The sequence below is a fragment of the Kocuria turfanensis genome, from assembly GCF_001580365.1.
Classification (GTDB): Bacteria; Actinomycetota; Actinomycetes; order Actinomycetales; family Micrococcaceae; genus Kocuria; species Kocuria turfanensis.
The window spans coordinates 1,113,013-1,138,649 of record NZ_CP014480.1 but is presented as its reverse complement, the minus strand read 5'-3'; the positions used below and the strand labels follow the sequence as shown (position 1 = coordinate 1,138,649).

Annotated in this window: 20 protein-coding genes and 1 pseudogene; 13 read left to right on the top strand and 8 right to left on the bottom strand. The window is 74.1% G+C overall.

All coding sequences use genetic code 11. The features are described 5' to 3' along the window. Window position 1 precedes the first annotated feature (1 nt). Window positions 2-643: a mismatch-specific DNA-glycosylase gene (locus AYX06_RS05195; protein ID WP_062734883.1), complete on the top strand. Its 642-nt coding sequence runs from the start codon at window positions 2-4 to the stop codon at window positions 641-643. 63 nt (window positions 644-706) lie between these two features. Here AYX06_RS05195 and zupT read toward each other — a convergent pair whose 3' ends face one another. Further along, the gene (zupT, locus tag AYX06_RS05190) at window positions 707-1,492 is read right to left on the bottom strand and encodes a zinc transporter ZupT (protein ID WP_062734882.1); all 786 of its coding nucleotides are present in this window, start codon (window positions 1,490-1,492) and stop codon (window positions 707-709) included. A 119-nt stretch (window positions 1,493-1,611) separates the two neighbouring features. Here zupT and AYX06_RS05185 point away from each other — a divergent pair, with 119 nt between their 5' ends. Beyond that, window positions 1,612-2,472 (top strand): aminoglycoside phosphotransferase family protein, encoded by an 861-nt coding sequence (locus AYX06_RS05185; protein ID WP_062734881.1) that lies wholly within the window; start codon window positions 1,612-1,614, stop codon window positions 2,470-2,472. 102 nt (window positions 2,473-2,574) lie between these two features. After that, on the top strand, window positions 2,575-6,048 hold the full coding sequence (locus AYX06_RS05180; protein WP_062734880.1) for an alpha-amylase family glycosyl hydrolase: 3,474 nt from the start codon (window positions 2,575-2,577) through the stop codon (window positions 6,046-6,048). 87 nt (window positions 6,049-6,135) lie between these two features. On the opposite strand, the gene AYX06_RS05175 is transcribed toward AYX06_RS05180, so the two are convergent. The 4 genes from AYX06_RS05175 to AYX06_RS05160 all read right to left on the bottom strand — a co-directional run bounded on the left by AYX06_RS05175 (window position 6,136) and on the right by AYX06_RS05160 (window position 11,404). Next, complete coding sequence (locus tag AYX06_RS05175) at window positions 6,136-7,113, bottom strand: carbohydrate ABC transporter permease (RefSeq protein ID WP_084271461.1); 978 nt, start codon at window positions 7,111-7,113, stop codon at window positions 6,136-6,138. After that, a complete protein-coding gene (locus tag AYX06_RS05170) occupies window positions 7,110-8,096 on the bottom strand; it encodes a carbohydrate ABC transporter permease (RefSeq protein WP_062734879.1) in 987 nt (328 codons plus the stop codon). Before AYX06_RS05170 ends, AYX06_RS05175 begins: the two co-directional genes overlap by 4 nt. A gap of 128 nt (window positions 8,097-8,224) precedes the next feature. Next, on the bottom strand, window positions 8,225-9,592 hold the full coding sequence (locus AYX06_RS05165; protein ID WP_062734878.1) for an ABC transporter substrate-binding protein: 1,368 nt from the start codon (window positions 9,590-9,592) through the stop codon (window positions 8,225-8,227). A 228-nt stretch (window positions 9,593-9,820) separates the two neighbouring features. Beyond that, complete coding sequence (locus tag AYX06_RS05160; RefSeq protein ID WP_062734877.1) at window positions 9,821-11,404, bottom strand: cation:proton antiporter domain-containing protein; 1,584 nt, start codon at window positions 11,402-11,404, stop codon at window positions 9,821-9,823. Between the two features lie 210 nt (window positions 11,405-11,614). On the opposite strand from AYX06_RS05160, the gene AYX06_RS05155 reads away from it, so the two are divergent. The 6 genes from AYX06_RS05155 (at window position 11,615) to AYX06_RS05130 (ending at window position 19,652) form a co-directional block, all read left to right on the top strand. Next, window positions 11,615-13,003: an MFS transporter gene (locus tag AYX06_RS05155; RefSeq protein WP_062734876.1), complete on the top strand. Its 1,389-nt coding sequence runs from the start codon at window positions 11,615-11,617 to the stop codon at window positions 13,001-13,003. Further along, the gene (locus tag AYX06_RS05150; protein WP_062734875.1) at window positions 13,000-14,103 is read left to right on the top strand and encodes a winged helix DNA-binding domain-containing protein; all 1,104 of its coding nucleotides are present in this window, start codon (window positions 13,000-13,002) and stop codon (window positions 14,101-14,103) included. The genes AYX06_RS05155 and AYX06_RS05150 overlap by 4 nt, the downstream gene beginning before the upstream one ends. 101 nt (window positions 14,104-14,204) lie before the next feature. Then, entirely contained in the window at window positions 14,205-15,221 is a 1,017-nt protein-coding gene (locus AYX06_RS05145; RefSeq protein WP_062734874.1) for an Acg family FMN-binding oxidoreductase, read from the top strand. A 72-nt stretch (window positions 15,222-15,293) separates the two neighbouring features. Then, on the top strand, window positions 15,294-15,992 hold the full coding sequence (locus AYX06_RS05140) for a maleylpyruvate isomerase family mycothiol-dependent enzyme (RefSeq protein WP_062734873.1): 699 nt from the start codon (window positions 15,294-15,296) through the stop codon (window positions 15,990-15,992). A gap of 356 nt (window positions 15,993-16,348) precedes the next feature. Further along, window positions 16,349-18,262 (top strand): translational GTPase TypA, encoded by a 1,914-nt coding sequence (gene typA, locus AYX06_RS05135; protein WP_062734872.1) that lies wholly within the window; start codon window positions 16,349-16,351, stop codon window positions 18,260-18,262. 37 nt (window positions 18,263-18,299) lie between these two features. Next, entirely contained in the window at window positions 18,300-19,652 is a 1,353-nt protein-coding gene (locus AYX06_RS05130; RefSeq protein WP_062734871.1) for a PIG-L family deacetylase, read from the top strand. 163 nt (window positions 19,653-19,815) lie between these two features. Here the strand turns inward: AYX06_RS05130 and AYX06_RS05125 are convergent, their stop codons facing one another. Continuing rightward, window positions 19,816-20,118, bottom strand: a complete 303-nt coding sequence (locus tag AYX06_RS05125; protein WP_232319395.1) for a putative acetyltransferase — start codon at window positions 20,116-20,118, stop codon at window positions 19,816-19,818. A 70-nt stretch (window positions 20,119-20,188) separates the two neighbouring features. Between AYX06_RS05125 and fdxA the strand changes: the two genes are divergently transcribed. The 4 genes and pseudogenes from fdxA (at window position 20,189) to AYX06_RS05105 (ending at window position 23,592) form a co-directional block, all read left to right on the top strand. Further along, window positions 20,189-20,518, top strand: coding sequence for a ferredoxin (gene fdxA / locus AYX06_RS05120; RefSeq protein ID WP_047801516.1), 330 nt, complete (start codon window positions 20,189-20,191; stop codon window positions 20,516-20,518). After that, window positions 20,515-21,642, top strand: a pseudogene (gene dapC, locus AYX06_RS05115) (succinyldiaminopimelate transaminase); the annotation flags it as partial. The gene fdxA and the pseudogene dapC, both read left to right, overlap by 4 nt. Before the next feature lie 195 nt (window positions 21,643-21,837). Next, a complete protein-coding gene (locus AYX06_RS05110) occupies window positions 21,838-23,136 on the top strand; it encodes a citrate synthase (RefSeq protein WP_084271728.1) in 1,299 nt (432 codons plus the stop codon). 90 nt (window positions 23,137-23,226) lie between these two features. After that, window positions 23,227-23,592, top strand: coding sequence for an A1S_2505 family phage non-structural protein (locus AYX06_RS05105; RefSeq protein ID WP_062734869.1), 366 nt, complete (start codon window positions 23,227-23,229; stop codon window positions 23,590-23,592). Window positions 23,593-23,602: 10 nt separating this feature from the next. On the opposite strand, the gene galE is transcribed toward AYX06_RS05105, so the two are convergent. Together galE and AYX06_RS05095 are read right to left on the bottom strand one after the other, a co-directional pair. Continuing rightward, window positions 23,603-24,622 (bottom strand): UDP-glucose 4-epimerase GalE, encoded by a 1,020-nt coding sequence (galE, locus tag AYX06_RS05100; RefSeq protein ID WP_062734868.1) that lies wholly within the window; start codon window positions 24,620-24,622, stop codon window positions 23,603-23,605. A gap of 35 nt (window positions 24,623-24,657) precedes the next feature. Further along, window positions 24,658-25,581 (bottom strand): hypothetical protein, encoded by a 924-nt coding sequence (locus tag AYX06_RS05095; RefSeq protein ID WP_147017290.1) that lies wholly within the window; start codon window positions 25,579-25,581, stop codon window positions 24,658-24,660. Window positions 25,582-25,637 lie beyond the last annotated feature (56 nt).

Sequence of the window (25,637 nt, the reverse complement as noted above, 5' to 3'; positions counted from 1 at the left end):
GATGGCACCAGCACGGACACCGGGCGGAACCCGGCCGAGCCGGGCGGACCTGGAGGCCGCCCGGGACACGACCCTGCCGGACCTGCTCGGCCCCGGGCTGCGGCTGCTGATCTGCGGCATCAACCCCAGCCTGTGGGCCGCGGCCACCCAGGCGCACTTCGCCCGCCCGGGCAACCGGTTCTGGCCGGCGCTGCACGACGCCGGCCTCACCGGCCACCTCGTGGACTGCTCCGCCGGGATGAGCGACGCCGACCGCGAGCACGTCGTGGGCCGCGGCCTCGGCATCACCAACCTCGTGCGCCGGGCCACCGCCCGGGCGGACGAGCTGGACCCCGCCGAGTTCGTGGCCGGGCGGGAGCGGCTGGCCGGGCTCGTCGCCGAGCGGCGCCCCGCCGTCGTCGCGGTCGCCGGGGTCACCGCCTACCGGCACGCGTTCGCGGACCCCCGGGCCGCGCTCGGGCGCCAGGAGCGGGAGCTGGCCGGGGCGCAGCTGTGGGTGCTGCCCAGTCCCAGCGGGCTCAACGCCCACGCCTCCCGGGCGGGACTGGCCGCGGCCTTCGCCGAGGCGGGCCGCGCCGCCGGGGTGCCACCGGCCCCCGGGCCCCCGCGCGGCGCCGACCGCGCTCGGCCGCCCGGCCCCTGACCCCGTCGGCCCCCGACCCGGCCCGGAACCGGCCGGCCCCGGACCCGGCCGTGCCGGGCGGGCTCAGACGAACAGGAGCAGGCTCACGGCCATGACCGCCATCCCGGCCACGAGCCCGTAGACCGACAGGTGGTGCTCGCCGTACTCCTGGGCCGTGGGCAGCAGCTTGTCGAGGGAGATGAAGACCATGATCCCCGCCACGCCCGCGAACACCACGCCGAAGACGGTGTCGCTCATGAACGGAAGCAGGACCAGGTAGCCGAGCACCCCGCCCAGGGGCTCGGCCAGCCCGGACAGGAACGAGTAGCGGAACGCCTTGCGGCGGTCGCCCGTGGCGGAGTGGATGGGCACGGCCACCGAGATGCCCTCCGGGATGTTGTGCAGGGCGATGGCCACGACCACCGGGATCGCCACGGAGGGCTGCTGCATGGCCGCCACGAAGGTCGCGAAGCCCTCCGGGAAGTTGTGGATCGCGATCGCCGCCGCCGTCATGGTGCCCATGCGCATGAGCCGGCGCTGCCGGCCGTCGTCGTCGTGCGGGTACTCGTGCGGGTTGACCCGGCTGGGCACGAGCCGGTCGATCACGGCGATCAGCGCGATCCCCCCGAAGAACCCGCCCGCCGTGGCCCACGCCCCGGCGCGCTCCCCGAGCTCGGCCACGAGGGCCACCTGGGCCTTGACGAAGATCTCGACCAGGGACACGTAGATCATCACCCCGGCGGAGAAGCCGAGGCTGACCGCGAGGAACTTGGCGTCGGTGCGCCTGGTGACCAGGGCCAGGAAGGCCCCCACCCCGGTGGCCAGCCCCGCGAACAGGGTCAGGCCGAAGGCGAACAGCAGCTCGTTCACGGGCGGGTGGACTCCGTTCCGGCGGGGGGATGGGCGCTCGCAGTCTAGCGAACACGGGCGGGGCCAGCGGGGGCCTCGTGGGCGAAGATGGTCCGGTGACCTGCGAGGAGGGCGGACCCATGACCGACGAGCGCGCGGGCCGGCTCCGGGCCGGGCTCGCGGAGCGCTACCTGGCCGCGTGGCAGCTGGTCCCGGACGGGCGCTCCCACGACGACGACGGCGCCCTGGCCCTGCCGGTGCGCACCCGCGCGGGGGAGCCGGCGCTGCTGCGGCTCGGCCCGCCGGGCGCCCGGGCCGAGCACGAGCACCTGGCGCTGCGCCTGTGGGGAGGGCGCGGCGCCGTGCGGCTGCTCCGGGCGGAGCCCGCGGACCGGGCGCTGCTGCTCGAGCGCACCGGCGAGCGGGACCTGCGGTCCCTGCCGGACCTGGAGGCCTGCCGGGTGCTGGGCGAGCTGACCCGCACCCTGGCCCGCCCGCCCCGGCCCCCGTTCCCGGCCCTGTCGGCGGCGGCCCGGGGATGGCGGGAGGACCTGGCCGGGGCCGCCGAGCTGGACGCCCGGTTCCCGCGGCGCTTCCGGCGGCAGGCGGTCGCGAGCCTGGACCGGCTGCTGCGCGAGGAGCTGGACGCCGCCCTCGTGCACCAGGACCTGCACCCGGGGGCCGTGCGCGCCGCCCGGCGCGCCCCGTGGCTGGCCACCGGGGCGGACCCGGTGCTCGGCACCGTGGAGTTCGCCCTGGTCCCCGCCCTGTGGCCCCGCACCGAGGACGCCGGCCACGGCGGGGCCCTGGCCGCGGCGCTCGAGGACCGGATCGAGGCCCTGTCCCTGGCGGCCGGCGCCGACGCCGAGCGCCTGCGGGCGTGGGCGCTCGTGCGGTTCACCCTCGCCGCCCGGGAGGAGGCGGTCCGGCCCACCGGCGCCCCGCACCGCGCGATCAGCCGACTGGTGCAGCTGTGCAAGGCCGTGCAGAAAGGCGGCTGATCCCCCGGCCGCGCTCCCGGCTGTGACCCAGCTCACGGGATAGACTCCAGCTCGTACCCCGAGCACCCCCTGCTCGATCCCATCACCCCCCCTGGAGACACCGTGAAACGTCGTCCATCCACCGTCCTGGCCGGTCTGCTGTCCGCCACCGCGGTCGGCGCCGCCCCGGTCGCCGTCGGCCTCGCCGCCGCACCGGCCGCCGCCGCGCCCCCCGCCGTGACCCTCGTCGGCAGCCTGCAGGACGAGCTCGGCTGCTCCGCCGACTGGCAGCCGTCCTGCGCCGAGACCGTCCTCGCCCCCGTCGGCGGGGACACCTACGAGGGGACCTTCGAGGTCCCCGCCGGCACCTGGGAGTACAAGGTCGCCCTCGACGGCGGGTGGGACGAGTCCCATCCCGCCGAGAACCTGCCGCTCGTGCTCGAGGGCCCCGCCACCGTGGTGTTCAGCTTCGACGACGCCGCCGACACGGTCTCCGTGCGCCCGGCCGCGGTGGCCGGCGAGGAGGTCACCGAGCAGGACCGGGCGCTGGCCGGCGACAGCCTGCGCGCCCCGGTCACCTCCGAGCAGTTCTACTTCGTGATGGCCGACCGCTTCGCCAACGGCGACCCGTCCAACGACACCGGCGGGCTCGAGGGGGACCGGCTCGAGCACGGCTTCGACCCCACCGACAAGGCGTTCTACCACGGCGGCGACCTGCAGGGCATCCAGGAGAAGCTGGACTACATCGAGGGCCTGGGCACCACCGCCATCTGGCTGACCCCGTCCTTCAAGAACCGCCCGGTGCAGGGGGAGGAGGGCGCGGAGAGCGCCGGCTACCACGGCTACTGGATCACCGACTTCACCCAGATCGACCCGCACCTGGGCAGCAACGAGGACATGCAGGAGCTCGTCGACGCCGCCCACGCCCGCGGGATGAAGGTCTACTTCGACATCATCACCAACCACACCGCGGACGTCATCGACTACGCCGAGGGCACCACCGACTACGTTCCCAAAGCCGAGGAGCCCTACCGCGACGCCGCCGGCGAGCCCTTCGACGACGCCGGCTACGCGGGCTCGCCGGAGTTCCCCGCGACCGACCCCGCCACGTCGTTCCCCTACACCCCGACCTTCCGCTCCCCGGAGGACGCCGGCGTCAAGGTCCCCGAGTGGCTCAACGACCCGAACCTCTACCACAACCGCGGGGACTCCACCTGGTCCGGGGAGTCCGTCACCTACGGCGACTTCGTCGGCCTGGACGACCTGTTCACCGAGCGCCGCGAGGTGGTCGACGGGATGGTGGACATCTACTCCGCCTGGGCGGAGATGGGCATCGACGGCTTCCGCATCGACACCGTCAAGCACGTCAACCTCGAGTTCTGGCAGGAGTTCAGCCCCCGGGTGCTCGAGGCGGCCCGGGCGGGCAACGAGGACTTCTTCATGTTCGGCGAGGTCTACGACGCCGACCCGGCGTACCTGTCCTCCTTCACCACGGACGGCCGGCTCCAGGCCGTGATCGACTTCGGCTTCCAGGCCCGCTCCCTCGAGTTCGCCAAGGGCGGCGCGACCACGTCCCTGCGGGACTTCTACGCCGCCGACGACCACTACACCGACGCCGACTCGAACGCCTACCAGCTGCCCACGTTCACGGGCAACCACGACATGGGCCGCGCCTCCTGGCTGCTGTTCGACGCCGGCTTCCGGGACGAGCAGCTGCAGCGGCGCGTGGAGCTGTCCAACGAGCTGATGTTCCTGACCCGGGGCCAGCCGGTGGTCTACTACGGCGACGAGCAGGGCTTCATCGGCTCCGGCGGGGACCAGCTGGCCCGCCAGGACATGTTCGCCACCCAGGTCCCGCAGTACCTGCAGGAGCCCATGATCGCGGCCGAGCCCGGCGCGGCCGACCGCTACGGCACCGACCACCCGCTCTACGAGCAGATCGCCGAGCTCTCCGCGCTGCGGGCGGCCCACCCGGCGCTCGCCGACGGCGCGCAGCTGCACCGGTACTCCTCCGACCGGGACGGCGTCTACGCGTTCAGCCGGATCGACGCGGACGAGCGGCGCGAGTACGTGGTGGTCACCAACAACTCCGAGCAGGCCCGGACCGTGACCGTTCCGACGTCCTCGGACAACACCCAGTTCACCGCCCTCTACGGGACGGACGGCAAGGACAAGCGCAAGTCCGGCAAGGACGCCCGGCTCGACGTCGAGGTCGCCCCGCTGTCGACCGTCGTGTACCGGGCCGGGCGGGCCCTCGCCCCCGAGCAGGAGGCCCCGCAGGTGCGCCTGCAGGCCCCCGACCTCGCGGCCGACGGCCGGACCGAGCTGCGGGCGGACGTCCCCGGCCGCGGCTTCGCCCAGGTCAGCTTCGCCGTGCGCCCGGCCGGGACGCAGGAGTGGACGGCGCTGGGCACGGACGACAACGCCCCCTACCGGGTCTTCCCCGACGCCGCGGACGTGGCCGACGGGACCCTGCTCGAGTACCGGGCCGTGCTGAAGGACTCCTCCGGCAACCTCTCCGCCTCCTCGGCCTGGGCCGTGGCCGGTGCGGGCGGCGCCCCCGCGGACGGCGGGACCACGGGCCCGGTGGTGGGCGAGGTGCAGCAGCCGGACACGGTCTCCGTGCCCGGCACGCACAACACCGAGATGGGCTGCGCCGCCGACTGGGCGCCCGCCTGCGATCAGGCGCAGCTGCGCCTCGACCCCCAGGACGGGATCTGGAAGGGCACCTTCGACCTCCCGGCCGGGGGACACTCCTACAAGGTCGCGATCGACCGCGCCTGGGACGAGAACTACGGCGCCGGCGGCGCGCTCGCCGGCGCCAACATCGGCTACGACGCCCCGGGCGGGCCGGTGACGTTCTACTACGACCCGGCCACGCACTGGGCGGCCACCGACGCCGACGGGCCCCTGCTCACGGCCTCCGGCACGTTCCAGGACGAGCTGGGCTGCGCCGCCGACCGCACCCCCGACTGCCTGCGCCCCTGGCTGCAGGACCCGGACGGGGACGGCACCTACGCGTGGTCCACGACCCTGATCCCGGCGGGGGAGTACACGTTCCGCGTGGTGGAGGGCCTCGGCGCCGGCGCGGCGTACGGGCAGGACGGGGCCGTGGACGGCGCCGAGGTGAGCCTATCGGTCCCCGAGGACGGGATGGTGTCCACCATCGAGTACGACGCCGGCACCCACGAGATCCGCACCCGGACGGGCGAGGCCGAGCAGCCCGCCGCCGGCCCCGACCTGGGCACGGACCGGGCCGCGTGGGTCGGGGCGGACCTGCTGGCGGTCCCGGCGGGCACGGTCCCGGCCGGCACGGACCCGGCCCTGCTGGACTGGTCCCTCACCTGGGGCCCGGACGGCGCCCTGGCCCTCGACGCCGAGACCGTCACCGGCGGCCGCAGCGTGCCGGTGACGGTCGCGGAGCTGCCGGCCGGCGTCGTCGCCGAGCGCCCCGAGCTGGCCGGCGGGGTCGCCCTGCAGGTGGACCGGCGCACGGCCCGGCAGGCCGGGGAGATCCTGGCGGGCCAGGCCGTGGTCTCCGCCACCGACGGCACGGGCCGGATCGTGGCCGCCACCGGCGTCGCCGACGCCCGGTAGCACCGCACCCGCCCGGACACCGGGCAGAGAGAGGCCCCCGGAACCGGAGTTCCGGGGGCCTCTCCGTGCGCCGGGGCCGGCGGGCGCTCAGCCCTTCACGCCACCGGCCAGCAGCCCGCGGACGAAGTAGCGCTGCAGGGCCAGGAACACGACCATCGGCACGACCATGGACACGAAGGCCCCGGCGGAGAGCAGGTGCCACTCCGAGCCGCGCGTGCCGGCCAGCTCCCCGAGCCGCACCGTCAGGGGCGCCACGTTGAGGTTGGAGCCGAAGGTCAGGCCCACGAGCAGGTCGTTCCACACCCACAGGAACTGGAAGATCGCGAAGGACGCGATCGCCGGGACCAGCAGGGGCAGCAGCACCCGGAAGAAGATGGTCACGTGCCCGGCGCCGTCCATCCGCGCGGCCTCGATGAGGGTGCGGGGGATGTCCATCATGAAGTTGTGCAGCAGGAAGATCGCCAGCGGCAGGGCGAAGATCGTGTGCGAGAGCCAGACCGCCCAGAAGGACCCGGACAGGCCCCACTGGTTGTACTGGGTCAGCAGCGGGATCAGGGTGATCTGGATCGGCACGATCTGCAGGGCGAAGACGGCCACGAACAGCCAGGACCGGCCGCGGAAGTCGATCCACGCGAACGCGTAGGCGGCCAGCAGGGCCAGCGTGATGGGGATGACCACCGCGGGCACCGTGATCACCACGGAGTTGACGAAGAACGCCGCGAAGCTCGAGGTCGCGGACCCGGTGATGACCTCCTCGTAGTTGGCCAGGGTCACGGAGGGGTCCGCGAAGAACGTCCACCAGCCGGAGCGGCGGATGTCCAGCTCCGGGCGGAAGGAGGTGATCAGCAGGCCCAGCGTGGGGGTGGTCCACAGCACCGCGATGACGACCGCGGCGAGGGAGGCCCACGGCGAGCTGAGCTTCGTCCTCGCCCGTGCGGCCCGCTCCCCGAGGCTGCGGCGCCGCCCCGGGACCACGGTGGTCCCGGCGGGGCCGCCGCGCTCCGGGCGGCCGTCCTCGACGAGGTCCTCGGGCGAGGCGGGCGGGATGTTGGCGGCGGTGGTCATCGCTGCTCCTCGGAAAGCTTCATCTGCCGGATGTTGTAGAGCACGATCGGGACGACCAGCACGAACAGCGCCACGGCCAGCGCCGCGCCGATGCCCGGCTGCCCGAGCGGGAAGCTCTGCGTGTAGAACTCGTTGGCCACGATCGAGGTGCCGAAGTTGCCGCCGGTCATGGTGCGGACGATGTCGAAGACCTTCAGGGTGCCCATCGCGATCGTGGTGATCACCACGACGATCGCCGGGCGGATCGAGGGCACGGTGACGGAGGCGAACATGCGCCAGGCCCCGGCGCCGTCGAGCCGCGCGGCCTCCATGATGTCGTCGGGGATGGCCTTGATGGCCGCCGAGAGCACGGTCATCGCGAAGCCGGTCTGGATCCAGATCATCACGGCGATCAGGAAGAAGGTGTTCCAGGGCGGGTCCAGCAGGAACTGCTGGGGCGGCGCGCCCAGCCACACCAGCAGCTGGTTGAGCAGGCCCGTCTGCCGGACGCCGGGCTGGTCCGGCTTGAACTCGTAGACGAACTTCCAGATGATCGACGCGCCCACCAGCGAGATCGCCATGGGCAGGAAGATCAGGGTCTTGGCGAGCTTCTCGAACCGGGTCCGGTCCACGAGCACCGCGTACACCAGCCCCACGGCCGTGGCCACGGTCGGCACGAGCAGCACCCACAGGGCGGTGTTGAGCAGGACGGTCTGGAACCCGTCCTCGGTCAGGATGGTGCGGTAGTTGTCCAGCCCCACCCAGGTCTGCCGGTCCCGGGCCTGGAAGGAGCCCAGCACGGTGCGGGCGGCCGGGTACAGCAGCCCGAAGACCAGCAGGGCCACGGCGGGGCCGAGGAAGCCCACCAGGGGCACCCAGCGGGGCAGGGAGGGGCGGTCGACGAGCCACAGCACGGCGGCCGTGACCCCGACGAACAGCAGGATCGCCACGCACATGACGAGCAGTTTCTCCGCCGTCGTGTCGGCGTTCAGCAAAAGGTCCACGAAGAGCTCCTCAGGGCTCGGTTCCGGCGGCCGTCGTCGGCGCCGCGGGTCCGTCCGGTGGCACGCGGCGGGCGGGCCGGGTCGCGGGGACCCGGCCCGCCCGCCGGTGCGTCACGGACGGCCTGCGGTCACTCGGACGGCCAGCTCTTCTCGATGTCGGCCAGGACGGTCTCGCTGTCCTCGCCGAGGGAGATCCAGTCGGTCATGCCGTTCCAGAAGGACCCGGCGCCGACCGCCGCGGGCATGAGGTCCGAGCCGTCGAAGCGGAACACCGCGTTCTCGTCGGTCAGCTGCTCGTAGGCCAGCTTGTCGATCGGGGACTTCAGGTTCTCCGGGTCCAGACCGGAGTTGGCCGAGATCCAGCCGAACTCGGTGGCCTGGGCCTTGGCGTTGGACCACTCCGGGCTGGTCAGGTAGGCCTGGAAGGCCTGGACCTCGGGCCGGTCGGCGAAGGCGACGGTGAACTCGCCGCCGCCCAGGATCGGCTTCTCGTCCTCGGACTGGCCGGGCAGGTAGAACGCGAAGACGTCGCCGTCCTCGGCCACGTTGGTGCCCTCCGGCCAGTTGGCCTGGTAGAAGGACGCCTGGCGGTGCATCCAGCAGGACCCGTCGAGGATCGGCAGGCCGGCGTCGCCGAAGGCCGTGGTGGCGATGGAGCGCACGTCGCCCAGGCCGCCGTTGACCATCTTGTCGTCCTTGAGGATCGCCCCGGCCGCGTCGAGGGCCTCGACGACCTGCGGGTCGTCGAAGGGGATCTCGTGGTTGACCCACTGGTCGTAGGCCTCGGGCCCGGCGGTGCGCAGCATGGTGTCCTCGAGCCAGTCGGTGGCCGGCCAGCCGGTGGCGTCGCCGGACTCGATGCCCGCGCACCACGGCTTGGCGCCGGTCCCGGCGATCGTGTCCGAGAGCTCCATGAGCTCGTCCCAGGTCTTGGGCACCTCGTAGCCGGCCTCCTCGAACATGGCGGGCGAGTACCAGACGAAGGACTTGGCGTTCGCCCCGAGGGGGGTGCCGTAGAAGGTGCCGTCGACCGTGCCGTACTCCTTCCAGGAGGGGTCGTAGTACTCGTCGACGTTGGCCGCGGCGTCCTCGCCGACAGCCTGGATGACGTCCGGGTGGTCCTCGGCGATGGTCCGGATCAGGCCCGGCTGCGGGACGAACGCGACGTCCGGCGCGCTGCCGGACTGCAGGCGCACGAGCAGCTGCGCCTCGAACTCGCGGGAGCCCTCGTAGACGATGTCCGCGCCGGTGCACTCCTCGAACGGGGCGTAGGAGTCGATGTGGGACTGGTCCTCGGGCGCCACGATCGAGGTGTAGACGCTCACGCTCTTGCCGCTGAGGTCGCCGTACTGCTCGAAGGCCGAGCAGTCGACGTCGCCGCCGGCTGCGGTGGCGTCCTCGGAGCCGCTGTCGCCGCCGCAGGCGGTGAGCGTCACGGCCGCGGCCGTGGCGGCGAGCGCCAGGGTGATGCGTCGGGTGGAGGGGGATGTGGACATGGGCTGTCTCCGATTTCCCGGTCGGCCGGCGTGCGGGCCGGCCATGCGATGGTTTCGACTTCCGCACTCGGAGCCCGGGAAACCTCTGGGGTTACCGCCGAGGAACATTTGTGCGAACGCTATGAAGGTACCACAACAGTGACCTGGCACACATTGGGTTCGGGAGTCGAAGACAACGTGTTGCAAAAGGAAACGTCCGGTCGGCGCGGGACCCGGGCGTCCGGGCCGTCAGTCGGCCCGGTGGCCGAGGGCCTCGACGGTCTCCGCGGCCAGGGCGATCCCGGCGCCGCTGTAGAGGTTGAAGACTGTGCGCACCCCGTGCCCGCGCAGCTCCTGCACCTCGTCGTCGTACTGCGCCACGGCAGCCACGGCCCCCGTGAACCCCGACTCCGTGAGCTGGCGCAGGGCCACGAGGTTGGAGCCGTGGAAGGGCATCGCCAGCACCGCGATCCGCACGTGGCCGGTCGCGATCACCCGCTCCCAGAACTCCTGGTCGGTCGCATCGGCCTCCTGGACGTCGAAGCCCTGGGCGCACAGCCGCTCGACCCGGTCCGTGGCGTTCTCGATGCCCACCACGGAGAACCCGTACTCCCCGGAGAACTCCTGGTAGGCGGCCTGGCCCACCCGTCCCATGCCCAGCACCAGCACGTCGGCGTGACCGATGTCGATGGGCCGGTCCTCCGGGTGCAGCCGGTGCTCCGGGTGCTCCGGCAGCCGCCGGGCCAGGGTGCTGATGAGGGGAGAGCCGCGCCGGTTGACCAGCGCGGAGACCACGAAGCTGGCCGCGACCGCCACCGAGAGGACCACGAGCCAGCGCTCCGTGAGCATCCCGGCGGACACCCCGATGGCCCCCACGATCAGGGCGAACTCGGAGTGGTTGGCCAGGGCCAGCCCGCCGCGGAGCGACGTCCGGCGGCGCAGCCCGAACAGCCACAGCAGCAGCACGAACAGCAGGGACTGGACCGGCACGAGCACCAGCAGCAGCAGCCCCAGGAGCACCGTCATGGAGTCGGGCATGCCGTTGAACCCGATCGAGACGAAGAACGCCACCAGCAGCAGGTCCTTGAGGGTGAACAGGGTCCGGGAGAGCTCGCTCGCGTTCGCGTGCGAGGCCAGGAGCATGCCCACCAGCAGCGCCCCCAGGTCCCCCTTGATCCCCACCGCGGAGAAGGCGATGTAGCCGGGCACCAGGGCCATGACCACCCCGAACAGCGCCTGCATCTCCCCGTGCCCGATCCGGTCCCAGACCCGGCGGAACACCCAGGCGGCCGGGATCAGCAGCACCAGCCCGAAGGCCCAGGGGCTCGGCGGGTGCTCGCTCGTGGCGGTGATGAACACGACCGCCGCGAGGTCCTGCATGATCAGGATGCCGATCGCCACGCGCCCGTAGAGGGACGTGGTCTCGCTGCGCTCCTCGAGCACCTTGAACACCAGCACGGTGCTGGAGAAGGACAGCGCGAAGCCCACCAGGGCGAGCGTGGGCAGGTCCGCGTCGGGCAGGGCCAGGCCGGCCAGCATGAACAGCCCCAGGAAGCCGGCGCCCAGCGCCGTGCTCAGCACCATGTGGATCCCGGCGGTGCCCCAGACCTCCTTGCGCAGCAGGAACCGGGCGTCCAGCTTGAGCCCGATCCCGAACAGCATGAGGGTCACGCCGATGTCGGCGAGCTCGTCCACGGCCTCCAGCCGCTCCACGCCCAGGCCGTTGAGCACGAAGCCCGCGGCCAGGAACCCCACCAGGGGCGGCAGCCGGAGCAGGACGGCCAGGGCGCCCGCGCCGAAGGCGACGACCAGGTACACGGCGACCGTTGTCACAGGAGGCTCCCTCGCCGGGCCGGTGGGTGGGGACCCTCCCAGTCTAGGGGCGGAGCAGCTCCCCGGCCGGGCCCGGGGCGACATGCGCCCGGCCGGCGCCGTCCGGTCCGCCGACCGCCTACAGTGGTCGCAGCGCCGCGGCAGCCCCACCACCGCGGCAGCCCAGCACCGCCGTGGTCGCCGCACCGCGCACAGGGGAAGGACCGGAGCATGCACGAGAGCCCGCGGCCCGCCGGCAGCACGTCCGCGCTGACGCGGTCGCAGCGGCTGGACCGGCTGCCGTACACCACCGAGCACCGGAAGCTGCTCGTCGGCTCCGGCGTCGGCTGGGCGCTGGACGCCATGGACGTCGGCCTCGTGTCGTTCGTGATGGCCGCCCTGGCCCAGCAGTGGGCGCTGAGCTCGGGGGAGCTGTCCCTGCTCGCCTCGATCGGCTTCGTCGGCATGGCGGTGGGGGCCGGCCTGGGCGGGCTGCTGGCCGACCGGATCGGCCGCCGCCAGGTGTTCGCCCTGACCCTGCTCGTCTACGGGCTGGCCACCGGCGCGTCCGCACTGGTGGGCTCCCTCGCCGCGCTCGTCCTGCTGCGCTTCGTGGTGGGCCTGGGCCTCGGCGCGGAGCTGCCCGTGGCCTCCACCCTCGTCTCCGAGTACTCGCCCCGGCGGATCCGCGGCCGCCTGGTGGTGGTCCTCGAGTCCTTCTGGGCCGTCGGCTGGATCATGGCCGCCCTCGTCGGCTACTTCGTGGTGCCGACCTCCCCGGACGGATGGCGCTGGGCCCTGGTCGTCGGCCTGGCGCCGGCCGCCTACGCGGTGGTCGTGCGCCGGGCGCTGCCCGAGTCCGTGCGCTTCCTGGAGAGCCGCGGACGCACGGACGAGGCCGAGGCGGCCGTGCGCGCCTTCGAGCGCGCCCCGGCCCTGGGCCGGTCCCGGGCGGAGTCCGAGGGGCAGGCCCGGGCCGCCGAGCCCGCCGCCGTGCCGGCGACCGGGGCCGAAGGTCTCTGGTCGGCCGGGCTGCGGCGGCGCACCGGGGCGCTGTGGACGGTCTGGTTCTGCGTCAACTTCGCCTACTACGGGGCGTTCACCTGGCTGCCCACGCTGCTGCTCCAGCAGGGCTTCACACTTACCACGTCCTTCGGCTACGTCCTGGTCATCACGCTGGCCCAGCTGCCCGGCTACGCGGCGGCCGCCTGGCTGATCGAGGTCTGGGGCCGGCGGATCACCCTGGCGGTCTTCCTCGGGGGCTCCGCGGTGAGCGCGGTGCTGTTCGGCATCGTCTCGGTCGGCACCGTCGTGCTCCCCTGGCAGGTGATCGGCTCCGGCATGGCCCTGTCCTTCTTCAACCTGGGCGCCTGGGGTGCGCTCTACGCCATCGGCCCCGAGCTGTACCCCACCGCGCTGCGCGGGACGGGCACCGGCGCCGCCGCCGCGTTCGGCCGGATCGCCTCCATCCTCGCCCCGCTGTCGGTGCCGGTCCTGCTGGGCCTGGGCGGGGAGCGCTACGACCTCGTCGTGGTCTTCGCGGTCTTCGGGGCGGCGTTCCTCGTGGCCGCGGCCGCCGCGTTCGCCCTGCCCGAGCAGCGCGGCCGGACCCTGGCATGACGTCCCCGCCCGTCCTCGGCGACCGGGAGATCGGCTTCGCCCGGCTGGCCGCCCACGGGCTCGTGCGACCCGCCGACGCGGCCCCCGAGGACGTCGTGCGCGCCCTCGGGGCCGTCCAGGCCCAGGACCTGCCCGGTGCCCTCGTGTCGGTCGGGCTGCGCCGGGGCGCCGGGGCCGCGGCGGTGCGCGAGGCCTTCGCCGAGGGCCGGATCGTGCGCACGTGGCCCATGCGCGGGACCCTGCACCTGGTGCCCGCCGAGGAGCTGCGGGCGTGGCTGGCCGTGCTCGGGCCCCGCACCGTCTCCGCGACGGCGGCCCGCCGGCGGGAGCTGGGCGTCGACGAGCGCCTGGACGCCGCCCGGGAGACCGCCCTGGCGGCGCTGCGCCACGGCCCCCAGCCCCGGGAGCGGCTGCACGCCGCGTGGGAGGAGGCCGGGCTGCTGGGCGCCCCGGGCCGGGCCTACCACCTCATGCTCGCCCTGCACCTGGACGCGACCCTGTGCATGGGCCCCCTGGCCGCGGACGCCCGCGACCAGCTCGTGGTCCCCGTCGCGGACTGGGTCCCGGGGGCCGGGGAGGAGCCCGGCCAGGCCCCCGCCGCCCCCGGGGTGCCGCCCGTCGTCGTGCACTGGGTGCGCCGCTACCTGCGCAGCCACGGCCCGGCCACGGTCGCCGACGCCGCCCGCTGGGCGGCGCTGCCGCGCGCCACGGTGCGCGCCGCGGTGGCGGTGCTCGACGACGTCGTGGCGGTGCACGACGCCGGCGGCCAGGAGCTGTGGTGCGCCCCCGAGGTGCTCGGGGCCGCGGTGCGGGCGGACCGCCGGGCCGCGGGGGTGCACCTGCTGCCGCCGTTCGACGAGTTCGTCCTGGGCTACGGGGACCGCTCGCACGTGCTGGCCGGCCGGCACGCCGTGCGCATCGTCCCCGGCGCCAACGGGGTCTTCAAGCCCACGGTCGTGGCCGGCGGGCGCGTGGTGGGCACCTGGGGGCGCAGCCGCCGGGCGAGCTCGCCGGGACTCGTGCTGGAGCCCTTCGAGGAGCTCTCGGCCACCCGCCGCCGGGCCGCCGAGCGGGCGTTCGCGCGGCTGCCGGTCCTCTGATCCGACCCCGGGAGGATGTTCGGCGGCCACCGCCGGCGGGTGTTGACCTGCGGACGACGGCCGAGGACCGTGGACCGTCCCAGGACGCGGGAGGAGCCGGCATGGACCACGACGAGGCCGTCCGGGAGACCTGGCGCCGGCCCCCGGCCGGTGCCGGTGGGGAGCACGAGCGGCTGCGGTCGCTGGTCCACCACGCGACCCTGGCGCCGTCCAGCCACGACATCCAGTGCTGGCGGTTCCGGCTGGACGGGCGCACGATCTCGATCCTGCCCGACCTCTCGCGGCGCTGCCCCGCCGTCGACCCCGACGACCACCACCTGTACGCCTCGCTCGGGTGCGCCGCGGAGAACCTGGCCCAGGCCGCGCGCGCGGACGGCTGGGAGCCGGTGGTGCGCTTCGAGGACCGGCCGCCCCCCGGGCGGGTGCGGGTGGACCTGACCCCGGCCCCGGCCCGGGCCTCCGACCTGTTCGACGCGATCCTGCGGCGCCAGAGCACGCGCACGGAGTACGACGGGACGCCGCTGGGCCCGGAGGAGCTGGAGCTGCTGCGCTCCGCCGGGACGGGCAACGGCGTGCGCACCGTCCTGCTGACCGGCGGCCGGGCCAAGGAGACGGTCGTCGACCACGTGACGCAGGGCAACACGGCCCAGCTGCGCGACCGGGCGTTCGTGCGGGAGCTGAAGCAGTGGATCCGCTTCGACGACGCCGAGGCCGTGCGCACCCGGGACGGGCTGTCCGGGCGCGCGACGGGCAACTCCTCGGCGTCCCGGTGGATCGCCGGCCCGCTGTTCCGGCTCCTCTCCCGCACCGGGCCCGCCAACGAGGCGTACGCCCGGCGGATCCGCAGCGCCTCCGCCGTGGCCGTGCTCGTCTCCGCGACCGACGACCCCGAGCACTGGGTGGAGGCCGGGCGGTGCTACGAGCGCCTCGCCCTGCAGGCCACGGCGCTGGGCGTGCGCCACGCCTTCGTGAACCAGCCGGTCGAGGACGCGGCCCGGCGGCGCCGCTTCGCATGGGCGCTGGACCTCGACGGTCGGCCCGACCTCGTGATCTGCCTCGGACGCGGCCCCGAGATGCCCCGGTCGCTGCGGCGCCCGGTCGACGACGTGCTGCGCTGACGCCCGGAGGAGCACCCCGCGGCCGGGCCCCGGTGGTGGCCGGGCTCACACGGCGCTGGATAGGGTGGGCCCATGAGCGATCCCACCCGCCTGCACACCGACCTGTCCCGCCTCGGGCGCGAGACCGACAGGTTCCTCGCCACGGCCGAGTCCCTCTCCGGAGAGGAGCTGGCCGCGCCCTCGCTGTGCGGCGGCTGGAGCCGCGCCCACGTCGTGGCCCACCTCGCCTCCAACGGGCGGGCCCTCGTCCGGCTGGTCGACTGGGCCGTCACGGGCCGGGAGCAGCGCCCCTACGCGTCCCCCGAGGCCCGCAACCGGGAGATCGACGAGCTCGCCGCCCTGCCCCGCGAGGAGCTGCTGCGCCGGACCCGCGAGAGCGCGGCCTACTTCGCCGAGCAGTGCCGGCGGCTGGGCGGGGACCTGGCCGTGGACGAGGTGCACATGCACGGCAAGCGGATCCCCGCCTCCGCCGTGGTGGCGCTGCGGAACTCGGAGATCGTCGTCCACCACCACGACCTCGACACGGCCTGGACCCTGGAGCGGGCCGAGCCGGACTCGCTGCTCGACGCCCTCGAGGCGGCGGTGCGCACCATGCGCGCCAAGGACGCCCCCGGCATGACCCTGGTCACCGAGGAGGGCGACGAGTGGGTGATCGGCGACGGCGCCGCGCGCGTCCGTTCCGACCGCGCCGGCCTGCTGGCGTGGCTGGCGCGCGGGCAGGCCGGGCGCGTCACGGCGGAGGAGCGGCTGCCGGCGCTGCCCACCTGGTGAGCCCCGCCCCGGCACGCCCCCGCCGAGTCCCCAGACCCTGGTCCCGCTGAGCGCCGAGTCCCCGCTGTTGCGGCGCCTCCCCAGGAATGAGCATGGGGATCCGCCACAATGCTGGGGGTTCGGCGTCGTGGACGGGGCTCGGCGCTTCGGGGGCGGGGGAGTCGCAGCGTCGGGGTCGGCGGGGTCACAGCCCACCGGGGTGCCGCCCGGACGGTCCCGCAAGGTAGACTGTCCGGTGGCCCGCTGTGCGGGCGCCCCCGCCCGGGCCCCTCCGGGTGCGCGGCGGCGCCCCGGCCGCACCCATCGGGAGGGCTGCACCTCCCCCCGCATCTCCACCCGAAGAGAGACCCACGCGTATGTCTGTAACCTCCACCACCGCCCAGCGCGCCGACCTCCGCAACGTGGCCATCGTGGCCCACGTCGACCACGGCAAGACCACCATCGTGGACGCGATGCTCCAGCAGACGCACGCGTTCTCGTCCCACGGTGAGGTCGAGGAGCGCGTGATGGACTCCGGTGACCTGGAGCGCGAGAAGGGGATCACGATCCTCGCCAAGAACACCACGGTGTTCTACGACGGGCCCTCCGCGAACGGGGAGACCATCACCATCAACGTCATCGACACCCCCGGCCACGCCGACTTCGGCGGCGAGGTCGAGCGCGGCCTGTCCATGGTCGACGGCGTCGTGCTGCTCGTGGACGCCTCCGAGGGCCCGCTGCCCCAGACCCGCTTCGTGCTGCGCAAGGCGCTCGAGGCGAAGCTGCCCGTGATCCTCGTGGTCAACAAGGTCGACCGCCCCGACGCCCGGATCGAGGAGGTCGTGGGCGAGTCCATGGACCTGCTCCTGGGCCTGGCCTCCGACATCTCCGAGGACGAGCCGGACCTCGACCTGGACGCCGTGCTGAACGTGCCCGTGGTCTACGCAGCGGGCCGCGACGGCCGGGCCTCCCTCGAGCAGCCCGCCAACGGCTCCCTGCCGGACAACGAGGACCTCGAGCCGCTGTTCAAGACGATCATCGAGCACGTCCCGGCCCCCTCCTACGACCCCGAGGGCGTGCTCCAGGCCCACGTCACCAACCTGGACGCCTCCCCGTTCCTGGGCCGTCTCGCCCTCCTGCGCATCTTCAACGGCACCCTCAAGAAGGGGCAGACCGTGGCCTGGGCGCGGGCGGACGGCCAGCTCAAGAACGTGCGGATCTCCGAGCTGCTGGCCACCAAGGGCCTGGACCGGGTCCCGGCCGAGTCAGCCGGTCCCGGTGAGATCGTGGCCGTGGCCGGGATCGAGGACATCACCATCGGCGAGACCCTCACCGACCCGGAGAACCCGCAGCCCCTGCCCCTGATCACGGTGGACGACCCCGCGATCTCCATGACCATCGGGATCAACACCTCCCCGCTGGCCGGCCGCGTCAAGGGCGCCAAGGTCACCGCCCGTCAGGTCAAGGACCGCCTCGACAAGGAGCTCGTCGGCAACGTCTCGCTCAAGGTGCTCCCCACCCAGCGCCCCGACGCCTGGGAGGTCCAGGGCCGCGGTGAGCTGGCCCTGGCCATCCTCGTGGAGCAGATGCGCCGCGAGGGCTTCGAGCTGACCGCGGGCAAGCCCCAGGTCGTCACCAAGACCGTCGACGGCAAGGTGCACGAGCCCTACGAGCACATGACCATCGACGTGCCGGACGAGTTCCTCGGCGCCGTGACCCAGCTGATGGCCGGCCGGAAGGGCCGCATGGAGGCCATGGCCAACCACGGCACCGGCTGGGTGCGCATGGAGTTCAAGGTCCCGTCCCGCGGGCTCATCGGCTTCCGCACAAGGTTCCTCACCGACACCCGCGGCGCCGGCATCGCCTCCTCCTACGCCGACGGCTACGAGCCGTGGGCCGGGGACATCGAGTACCGCACCAACGGCTCGATGATCGCCGACCGCGCCGGCGTGGTCACCCCGTTCGCGATGATCAACCTGCAGGAGCGCGGGACGTTCTTCGTGGAGCCCACCTCCGAGGTCTACGAGGGCATGATCGTCGGGGAGAACTCCCGCGCCGACGACATGGACGTGAACATCACGAAGGAGAAGAAGCTCACCAACATGCGGGCGGCCTCCTCCGACACCTTCGAGAACCTCACGCCCCCGCGCAAGCTCACCCTCGAGGAGTCCCTCGAGTTCGCCCGCGAGGACGAGTGCGTGGAGGTCACCCCGGAGTCCATCCGGATCCGCAAGGTGGTCCTCGACGCGAACGAGCGGCTGAAGGCCAACCGCGCCCGCGCCCGGGCCTGAGCCACCGGCCCAGCAGGCGAGCGCAGCAGGCCCGGTCGTGACCCAGCCCGTCCCGTACTACCCCGAGCAGGGCGTCCTCGTGCGCGAGGACGCCCTGCCGGGTCTGCTGCCCGCCGGGCTGCGCCCGGAGGACGCCCGGCTGCTGTTCGTGCACGCCCACCCCGACGACGAGTCCATCGCCACGGGGGCCACCATGGGCCGGTACGCGGAGCTGGGCGCGCAGGTCGTGCTGCTCACCATGACCCGCGGGGAGCGCGGCGAGGTGATCCCCGAACCCCTGCGCGGGCTCGAGGTCGGCCGTCCCGGCTGCACCGACGACGGCACCGCCCTGGGCCGCTACCGCGTCGGGGAGCTCGACGACGCCGCCGCCGCGCTGGGGGTGGCCGACCGCTTCTTCGCGGGCGAGCCCCCCGCCCTGGACCCCGCCGCGGGCTTCGCCGGCGGCACGGGCCACTACCACGACTCCGGGATGTCCTGGGGCCCCGACGGCCGGGCGGCCCCGGCCGGGGACTCCTCCCCGCACAGCCTCACCGCGGCGTCCGCCGAGGAGGCCGCCGCGCACGTCGCCGCGGCCGTGCGCGCCGTCCGCCCCCACGTGCTCGTCAGCTACGACGACGACGGGGGCTACGGCCACCCCGACCACGTCCGCACGGCCGCCGTCGCGGTGCGCGGCGCGGAGCTGGCCGCCCGTCCCGGCACGGACGCGTCGGGCCGGGTTGCCGAGCCCTGGCGCACCCCTCTGCTGTGGGCCGTGGAGGGGGAGGCCCGGGCGGACGACCCCCGCCCGCAGGCCGCGGTGCACGGCTCCGCCGAGCGCAAGCGGTCGGCCATGGCCGCCCACGCCACCCAGCTGGTGCTCGCCGAGGACGGCAGCCGCTTCGCCCTGTCCAACGGGGTCTGGCAGCCCTTCAGCGCCGTGGAGACCTTCCGCCTGCTCGCCGGGGACCCGGGTGCCGCCGCCGAGGAGACGCGCGCCGACGCCGGCCCGGCCTCGCTGCCCACCACCCTGGTGACCTCCGTCGCCGCCGGTCTCGCCGGCGCGAGCGTGGCCACGGTGCTGCACGCGGCGATCTGGTACTCGCCCGCGGGCTGGTGGATCCCGTGGGGACTGCTCTTCGCCGCCGCCCTGCTGCTGAGCGTGTCCCTGTGGGTCGGCACCGCCACCCGCCGCGTGTGGGCCGCCGCCGTGCCCGGGCTGATCGGCTACCTCGTCTCCTGGTTCTTCGCCTACGGCGGGGACGGCTCGGTGATCGTGGTGACCGACCCGAGCACCGTGGTCGGCGTCCTGGGCCTGGCCTGGTTCGTGGTGGTGTTCGCGGTGACGATCGCCTCCGTGCTCGTCACGGGCCGCTGGGTGCGCGCCCGGCGGCGGGCGGCCCGCCCCGCCTGAGCGCCCGGCGGCCCGCCCCGCCGGAGCGCCCGGCCGGCCGCGGTCCCGGCGTCCGCCGGGCTCGGGGCGCCGGCCCCCCAGAACCCGTCCAGCCCGGCCCACCCGCGCACCCGGGACCGGCTCGGGCCTGCCCTGCCGCCGCGCCACCCCGCGCGGCCGCCGTTCAGCCGCCGCGCGGACGCCGGCGCGGCGGGGCCGGCGGCACCACCCGGGCGGCCCGCACCGCCGCGGCGGGGATCAGCACGTCCCCGCGCCGGGTGCGCACCGTGACCGTCCCGGCACCCCCGTCGGTGTCCAGCCCCACCAGCTCGCCCAGGGCGTCCGTGAGCGGCAGCCCGGAGACGTCGTCGGCGGGCAGGGCGTAGCGCACGCTCACCCGTGTACCGCAGGGCAGGCCCGCGAGCAACTCGACGGCCGCGGATGACGGAACGGGCGAGGACGTTGAGCCGGATGTCGGGGAGACCATGGCTGTCATCGTAGCCAGGACGCGGTGGCTAGACTGGTCGGAGAATCCCAGCAGAAAGGTGTGAAACGCCGTGACCTATGTCATCGCCCAGCCCTGTGTCGACGTCAAGGACAAGGCCTGCGTCGAGGAGTGCCCCGTCGACTGCATCTACGAGGGGGAGCGCTCGCTCTACATCCACCCGGACGAGTGCGTGGACTGCGGCGCGTGCGAACCGGTCTGCCCCGTCGAGGCCATCTACTACGAGGACGACACCCCCGAGGAGTGGGCCGACTACTACAAGGCCAACGTCGAGTTCTTCGACGACCTCGGCTCCCCGGGCGGGGCCGCCAAGCTCGGCAACACCCACACGGACCACCCGATGATCGCGGCCCTGCCCCCGCAGAACCAGGGCGCCCAGTGACCGAGACGGCACGGTCCTTCGGCCTCGCCCTCCCGGACTACCCGTGGGACACGATGGCGCCCTACCGCGCCGTCGCCGCGGAGCACCCGGACGGGGTCGTGGACCTGTCCATCGGCACGCCCGTGGACCCCACCCCGCTGGTGGTCCAGGACGCGCTGGCCGCCGCCGCGGACGCCCACGGCTACCCGACCACCCACGGCACGCCCGCCCTGCGGGAGGCCGTGGTGGCCTGGTACGCCCGCCGGCGCGGCGTGCCCGGCCTGGACCCGGCCGCGGTCATGCCCACGGTCGGCTCCAAGGAGCTCGTCGCGTGGCTGCCGCTGCTGCTGGGCCTGCGCCCGGGGGACGTGCTCGTGCGCCCCACGGTGGCCTACCCGACCTACGACATCGGGGCCCGGCTGGCCGGCGCCGAGGCGGTGGCCGCCGACGACCTCGACGAGCTCGAGGACGAGGTCCGCGCCCGGGTGCGCCTGGTCTGGTTGAACTCGCCGGCCAACCCCACCGGCATCGTCCGCGACGTCGAGTCGCTGCGCCGCGTCGTCGACCAGGCCCGGGCCCTCGGGGCGGTGGTCGTCTCCGACGAGTGCTACGCCGAGCTCGGCTGGGGCGCGTGGGACGTCCAGCAGGGCGGGGCCCCCGTCCCCTCGGTGCTGGACCCGCGGGTCAGCGGCGGGGACACCTCCCTGCTGCTCTCGGCGTACTCGCTGTCGAAGCAGTCCAACGCCGCCGGCTACCGCGCCGCGTTCCTCGCCGGCGACGCCCGGCTGATGGCCGACCTGGTGAACTCCCGCAAGCACGCCGGGATGATCGTCCCGGCCCCCGTCCAGGAGGCCATGCGGGTCGCCCTCGGCGACGACGCCCACGTGCACGCCCAGAAGGCGCTCTACCGGGCCCGGCGCGACCGCCTGGTGCCCGCCGTGGAGGCGTTCGGGCTGCGCGTGGAGCACTCCGAGGCGGGGCTCTACCTGTGGTGCACGGCCGGGGAGGACACCTGGTCCACGGTCCAGCGCCTCGCCGAGCGGGGCGTCGTGGTGGGCCCGGGCGTGTTCTACGGGACGGCCGGGGAGGGGTACGTGCGGCTCGCGCTCACCGCCACGGACGAGCGGATCGACGCCGCCGCGCAGNGCCGCGCAGCGGCTCGCCCGCCGCTGAGACGCCCCCGCGCGGCGCCGGGATTGGTCCGCCCGCCGACGGAACAGGTAGGTTGGACCCTGACGATCGCTGTGTCCCGAGACACGCCCGTGCTGCGCCACCGGTGCCGCCCGGCAGGGCCGCCCCGGGCACCGGACACCGAAATCCACTCGCGGAGGACGAAGAACATGACCGAGTCTGCACAGAAGACCGAGACCGCCCAGCTCGACTACGGCAACGGCGGACGGCTCGAGCTGCCCGTCCAGGACGCCACCGTGGGCAACCGCGGGTACGCGATCACGAACCTGCTCAAGGAGACCGGCAACGTCGCCTTCGACCCCGGGTTCATGAACACCGCCAACGCACGCTCGGCCGTGACCTACATCGACGGCAACAACGGCATCCTGCGCTACCGCGGCTACCCGATCGAGGAGCTCGCCCAGCACTCGACGTTCATCGAGACCGCGTACCTGCTGATCTACGGCGAGCTGCCCACCCCGGCCCAGCTCGAGGACTTCGACACCCGGGTGCGCCGGCACACCATGGTCCACGAGGACCTCAAGAGCTTCTTCAACGGGTTCCCGCGCAACGCGCACCCCATGCCCGTGCTCTCCTCGGCGGTCTCGGCGCTGTCCACGTTCTACGCGGACTCCCTCGACCCGTTCGACCAGCAGCAGGTGGAGATCTCCACGATCCGGCTGCTCGCCAAGGTCCCGACCCTGGCCGCGTACGCCTTCAAGAAGTCCAAGGGCGAGCCGATGCTCTACCCGCAGAACGACCTCAACTACACGGAGAACTTCCTCCGCATGTGCTTCGGGGTGCCCGCCGAGGACTACGAGATCGACCCGACGATGGCCAAGGCCCTCGACGTGCTCCTGATGCTGCACGCCGACCACGAGCAGAACTGCTCCACCTCCACGGTGCGGCTGGTGGGCTCCTCCCACGCCAACATGTTCGCCTCGGTCTCCGCCGGGATCAACGCCCTCTACGGCCCGCTGCACGGCGGCGCGAACGAGGCAGTGCTCGCCATGCTCAACCGGATCCAGCAGGAGGGCGTCAAGCCCGAGGAGTTCATGGAGAAGGTCAAGAACAAGGAGTCCGGCGCCCGGCTCATGGGCTTCGGCCACCGCGTGTACAAGAACTACGACCCGCGCGCGCGCATCGTCAAGGACTACGCCCACGACATCCTCGAGAAGCTGGGCGGCAACGACGAGCAGCTCGACATCGCGATGCGGCTCGAGGAGAAGGCCCTCGCCGACGAGTACTTCGTGGAGCGCAAGCTGTACCCGAACGTCGACTTCTACACGGGCCTGATCTACAAGGCGATGGGCTTCCCGGAGAAGATGTTCACCGTCCTGTTCGCCATCGGCCGGCTGCCGGGCTGGATCGCCCAGTGGCGCGAGATGATCGAGGACCCGGAGACCAAGATCGGCCGCCCGCGCCAGCTCTACGTGGGCGAGGCCGAGCGGCACTACCCGCAGGGCTGAGCCGCGCCGCCGGCGACCGGGCCCGCGTCCCCCGAGGGGGCGCGGGCCCGGTCCTTTCTCCCCGCCGCGCGGCCCGGTAGGGTGCGGGCCATGAGCGAGCAGCGGCACACCCCCGAGCGGATCACCGAGCTGGGCCCGGACGAGGTCTTCGTCTTCGGCTCCAACGCCCGCGGCGCGCACGCGGCCGGCGCGGCGCGGACCGCGGTGGAGCGCTTCGGCGCGGTGCCGGGGCAGGGCCACGGGCTGCAGGGGCGCTCCTACGCGATCGACAGCATGAGCGGGTTCCCCGCCCTGGCGCGGGAGGCGGCCGCGTTCGTGGACTTCGCCCGCGCCCACCCGGAGCTGACGTTCTGGCTGACCCGGGTGGGCACCGGCATCGCCGGCCACGACGAGCGCCGGGTGGCGGCGCTGTTCGCCGACGCGCCGCCCAACGTGGTGCGGCCGCCGGGCTGGTGAGCCCGGGGCCTCAGGACCCGGCGTAGCCCTCCGGGTTGCTCCTCTGCCAGTTCCAGTGGTCGCGGCACATCGTGTCGATGTCCCGCTCGGCCGACCAGCCCAGCTCGGCCAGGGCCGTGGAGGGGTCGGCGTAGGAGACGGCCGCGTCCCCGGGACGCCGGGCCGCGACCTCGTAGGGGATGCTGCGCCCGGAGGCCCGCTCGAACGCGGCGTGCACCTCCAGCACCGAGTAGCCCTTGCCCGTGCCCAGGTTCCACGTGTGCACCCCGCCGTGCCGGGCGAGGTGGTCGAGGGCCCGCAGGTGGCCCTCCGCGAGGTCGACGACGTGGATGTAGTCGCGCACCCCGGTGCCGTCGGCGGTGGGGTAGTCGTCGCCGAACACGCGCAGCTTCTCGCGCCGGCCCACGGCCACCTGGGCGATGAACGGCAGCAGGTTGTTCGGCACCCCGGTGGGGTCCTCCCCGATCCGGCCGGACTCGTGGGCGCCCACGGGGTTGAAGTAGCGCAGCAGGGCCATGCTCCACGACGGGTCCGAGGCGGCGAGGTCCACGAGCATGTCCTCGATGTGCTCCTTGGTGCGGCCGTACGGGTTCTGCGCGTCCATGGGCTGCTTCTCGGTCAGCGGCATCTCCTCCGGGGCGCCGTAGACCGTGGCGGAGGAGGAGAACACGATGGAGCGGCAGCCGTGGGCCTCCATGGCCTCCAGCAGGTTCAGGGTCCCGGTCACGTTGGTGCGGTAGTACCGCAGCGGCTGCTCGCCCGACTCGCCCACGGCCTTGAGCCCGGCGAAGTGGATGACCGCCTCCGGCCGGTGCTGCGCGAACAGGGCGTCGAGCCCGGCCGGGTCCAGCAGGTCGACCTCGGCGAACGCGGCCGCCGGGCGCCCCGCGAGCTCCTCCACGCGCTGCAGGGAGGTCCGCGAGGAGTTGGCGAGGTTGTCCATCACGACGACGTCGTGGCCGGCCTCCAGCAGGGCGAGGACGGTGTGCGAGCCGATGTAGCCGGTTCCCCCGGTGACGAGAATTCTCATGCGCCCAGCGTATCGGCCCGGGCGCGGGCGGGCCCTCAGCGGCTCGCGAGGACCAGCACGACGTCCTCCGCCGGCGGGGGGCCGTCCGGGTGGGCCTCGGCGGCGTCCACCCAGCCGGGGGCGGGGGCGAAGCGGGTGGTCCGCTGGTCGGCCCGGACCCAGCTGCGCCCGTCGAAGGAGACCTCGGCGACGCCCAGCCGCTCGGCGGAGGCGACCGCCCAGTGCGCCACCGCCCAGCCGGTGGGCCCGGCCGGGGCGGGCACGACCACCCGGCCGGCCTCGGCGCGCGCCGCGGGGGCCGCGGCGCCGAAGGCCGCGCCCAGGGCGCCGGCGGCCGCGGCCGCGTCCCCGGGCTGCTCGGGGTCGGCGAGCACGCAGTTCAGGGAAGCCTCGGTGCCCCCGGTCAGGCTGTCGGCGAAGGCCCGGGCCAGGGGCTCGTGCCGGGCGTAGGCGTCCGGGTGCGCGGAGCGCTGGACCGCCTGGGCGGCCTCGGTCACGGACAGCCCGGCGTAGTCCACCTCGGCGAGCCGGTCGTAGAAGACGCCGGTGGCGTAGGACGGGTCCAGGATCTGCTCGACCGTGCCCCAGCCCTGGGACGGGCGCTGCTGGAAGAGGCCCACGGAGTCGCGGTCCCCGTAGTCGATGTTGACCAGCTGGGACTCCTGCATGGCCGTGGCCAGGGCCACGACCGCCGCGTACGGGTCCGTGCCGCGCCGGACGGACTCGGCGGTGATCAGGGCCGCGTTGGCCGCCTGCTCGGAGGACAGGGTGTGCCGCCGGCGCTGCCCGTCCGGGTCCGTGGTGGCGACCACGCAGCGGGGCTCGCCGGCCGAGGGGCGCCCCGCCCGCAGCTCGACGGCCACGAGGGTCCCGGCGGCGAGCACGGCGCAGACCAGCAGCAGCACGAACAGCGACAGCCCGGCCGTCCTGGTGCGGCGGCCGGAGGCGGGGGAGGACACGGGGGCTCCTGGACGGGCGGGGGAGGCGGGTGCGGAGTGGGGCGCGGCCGGCGGCG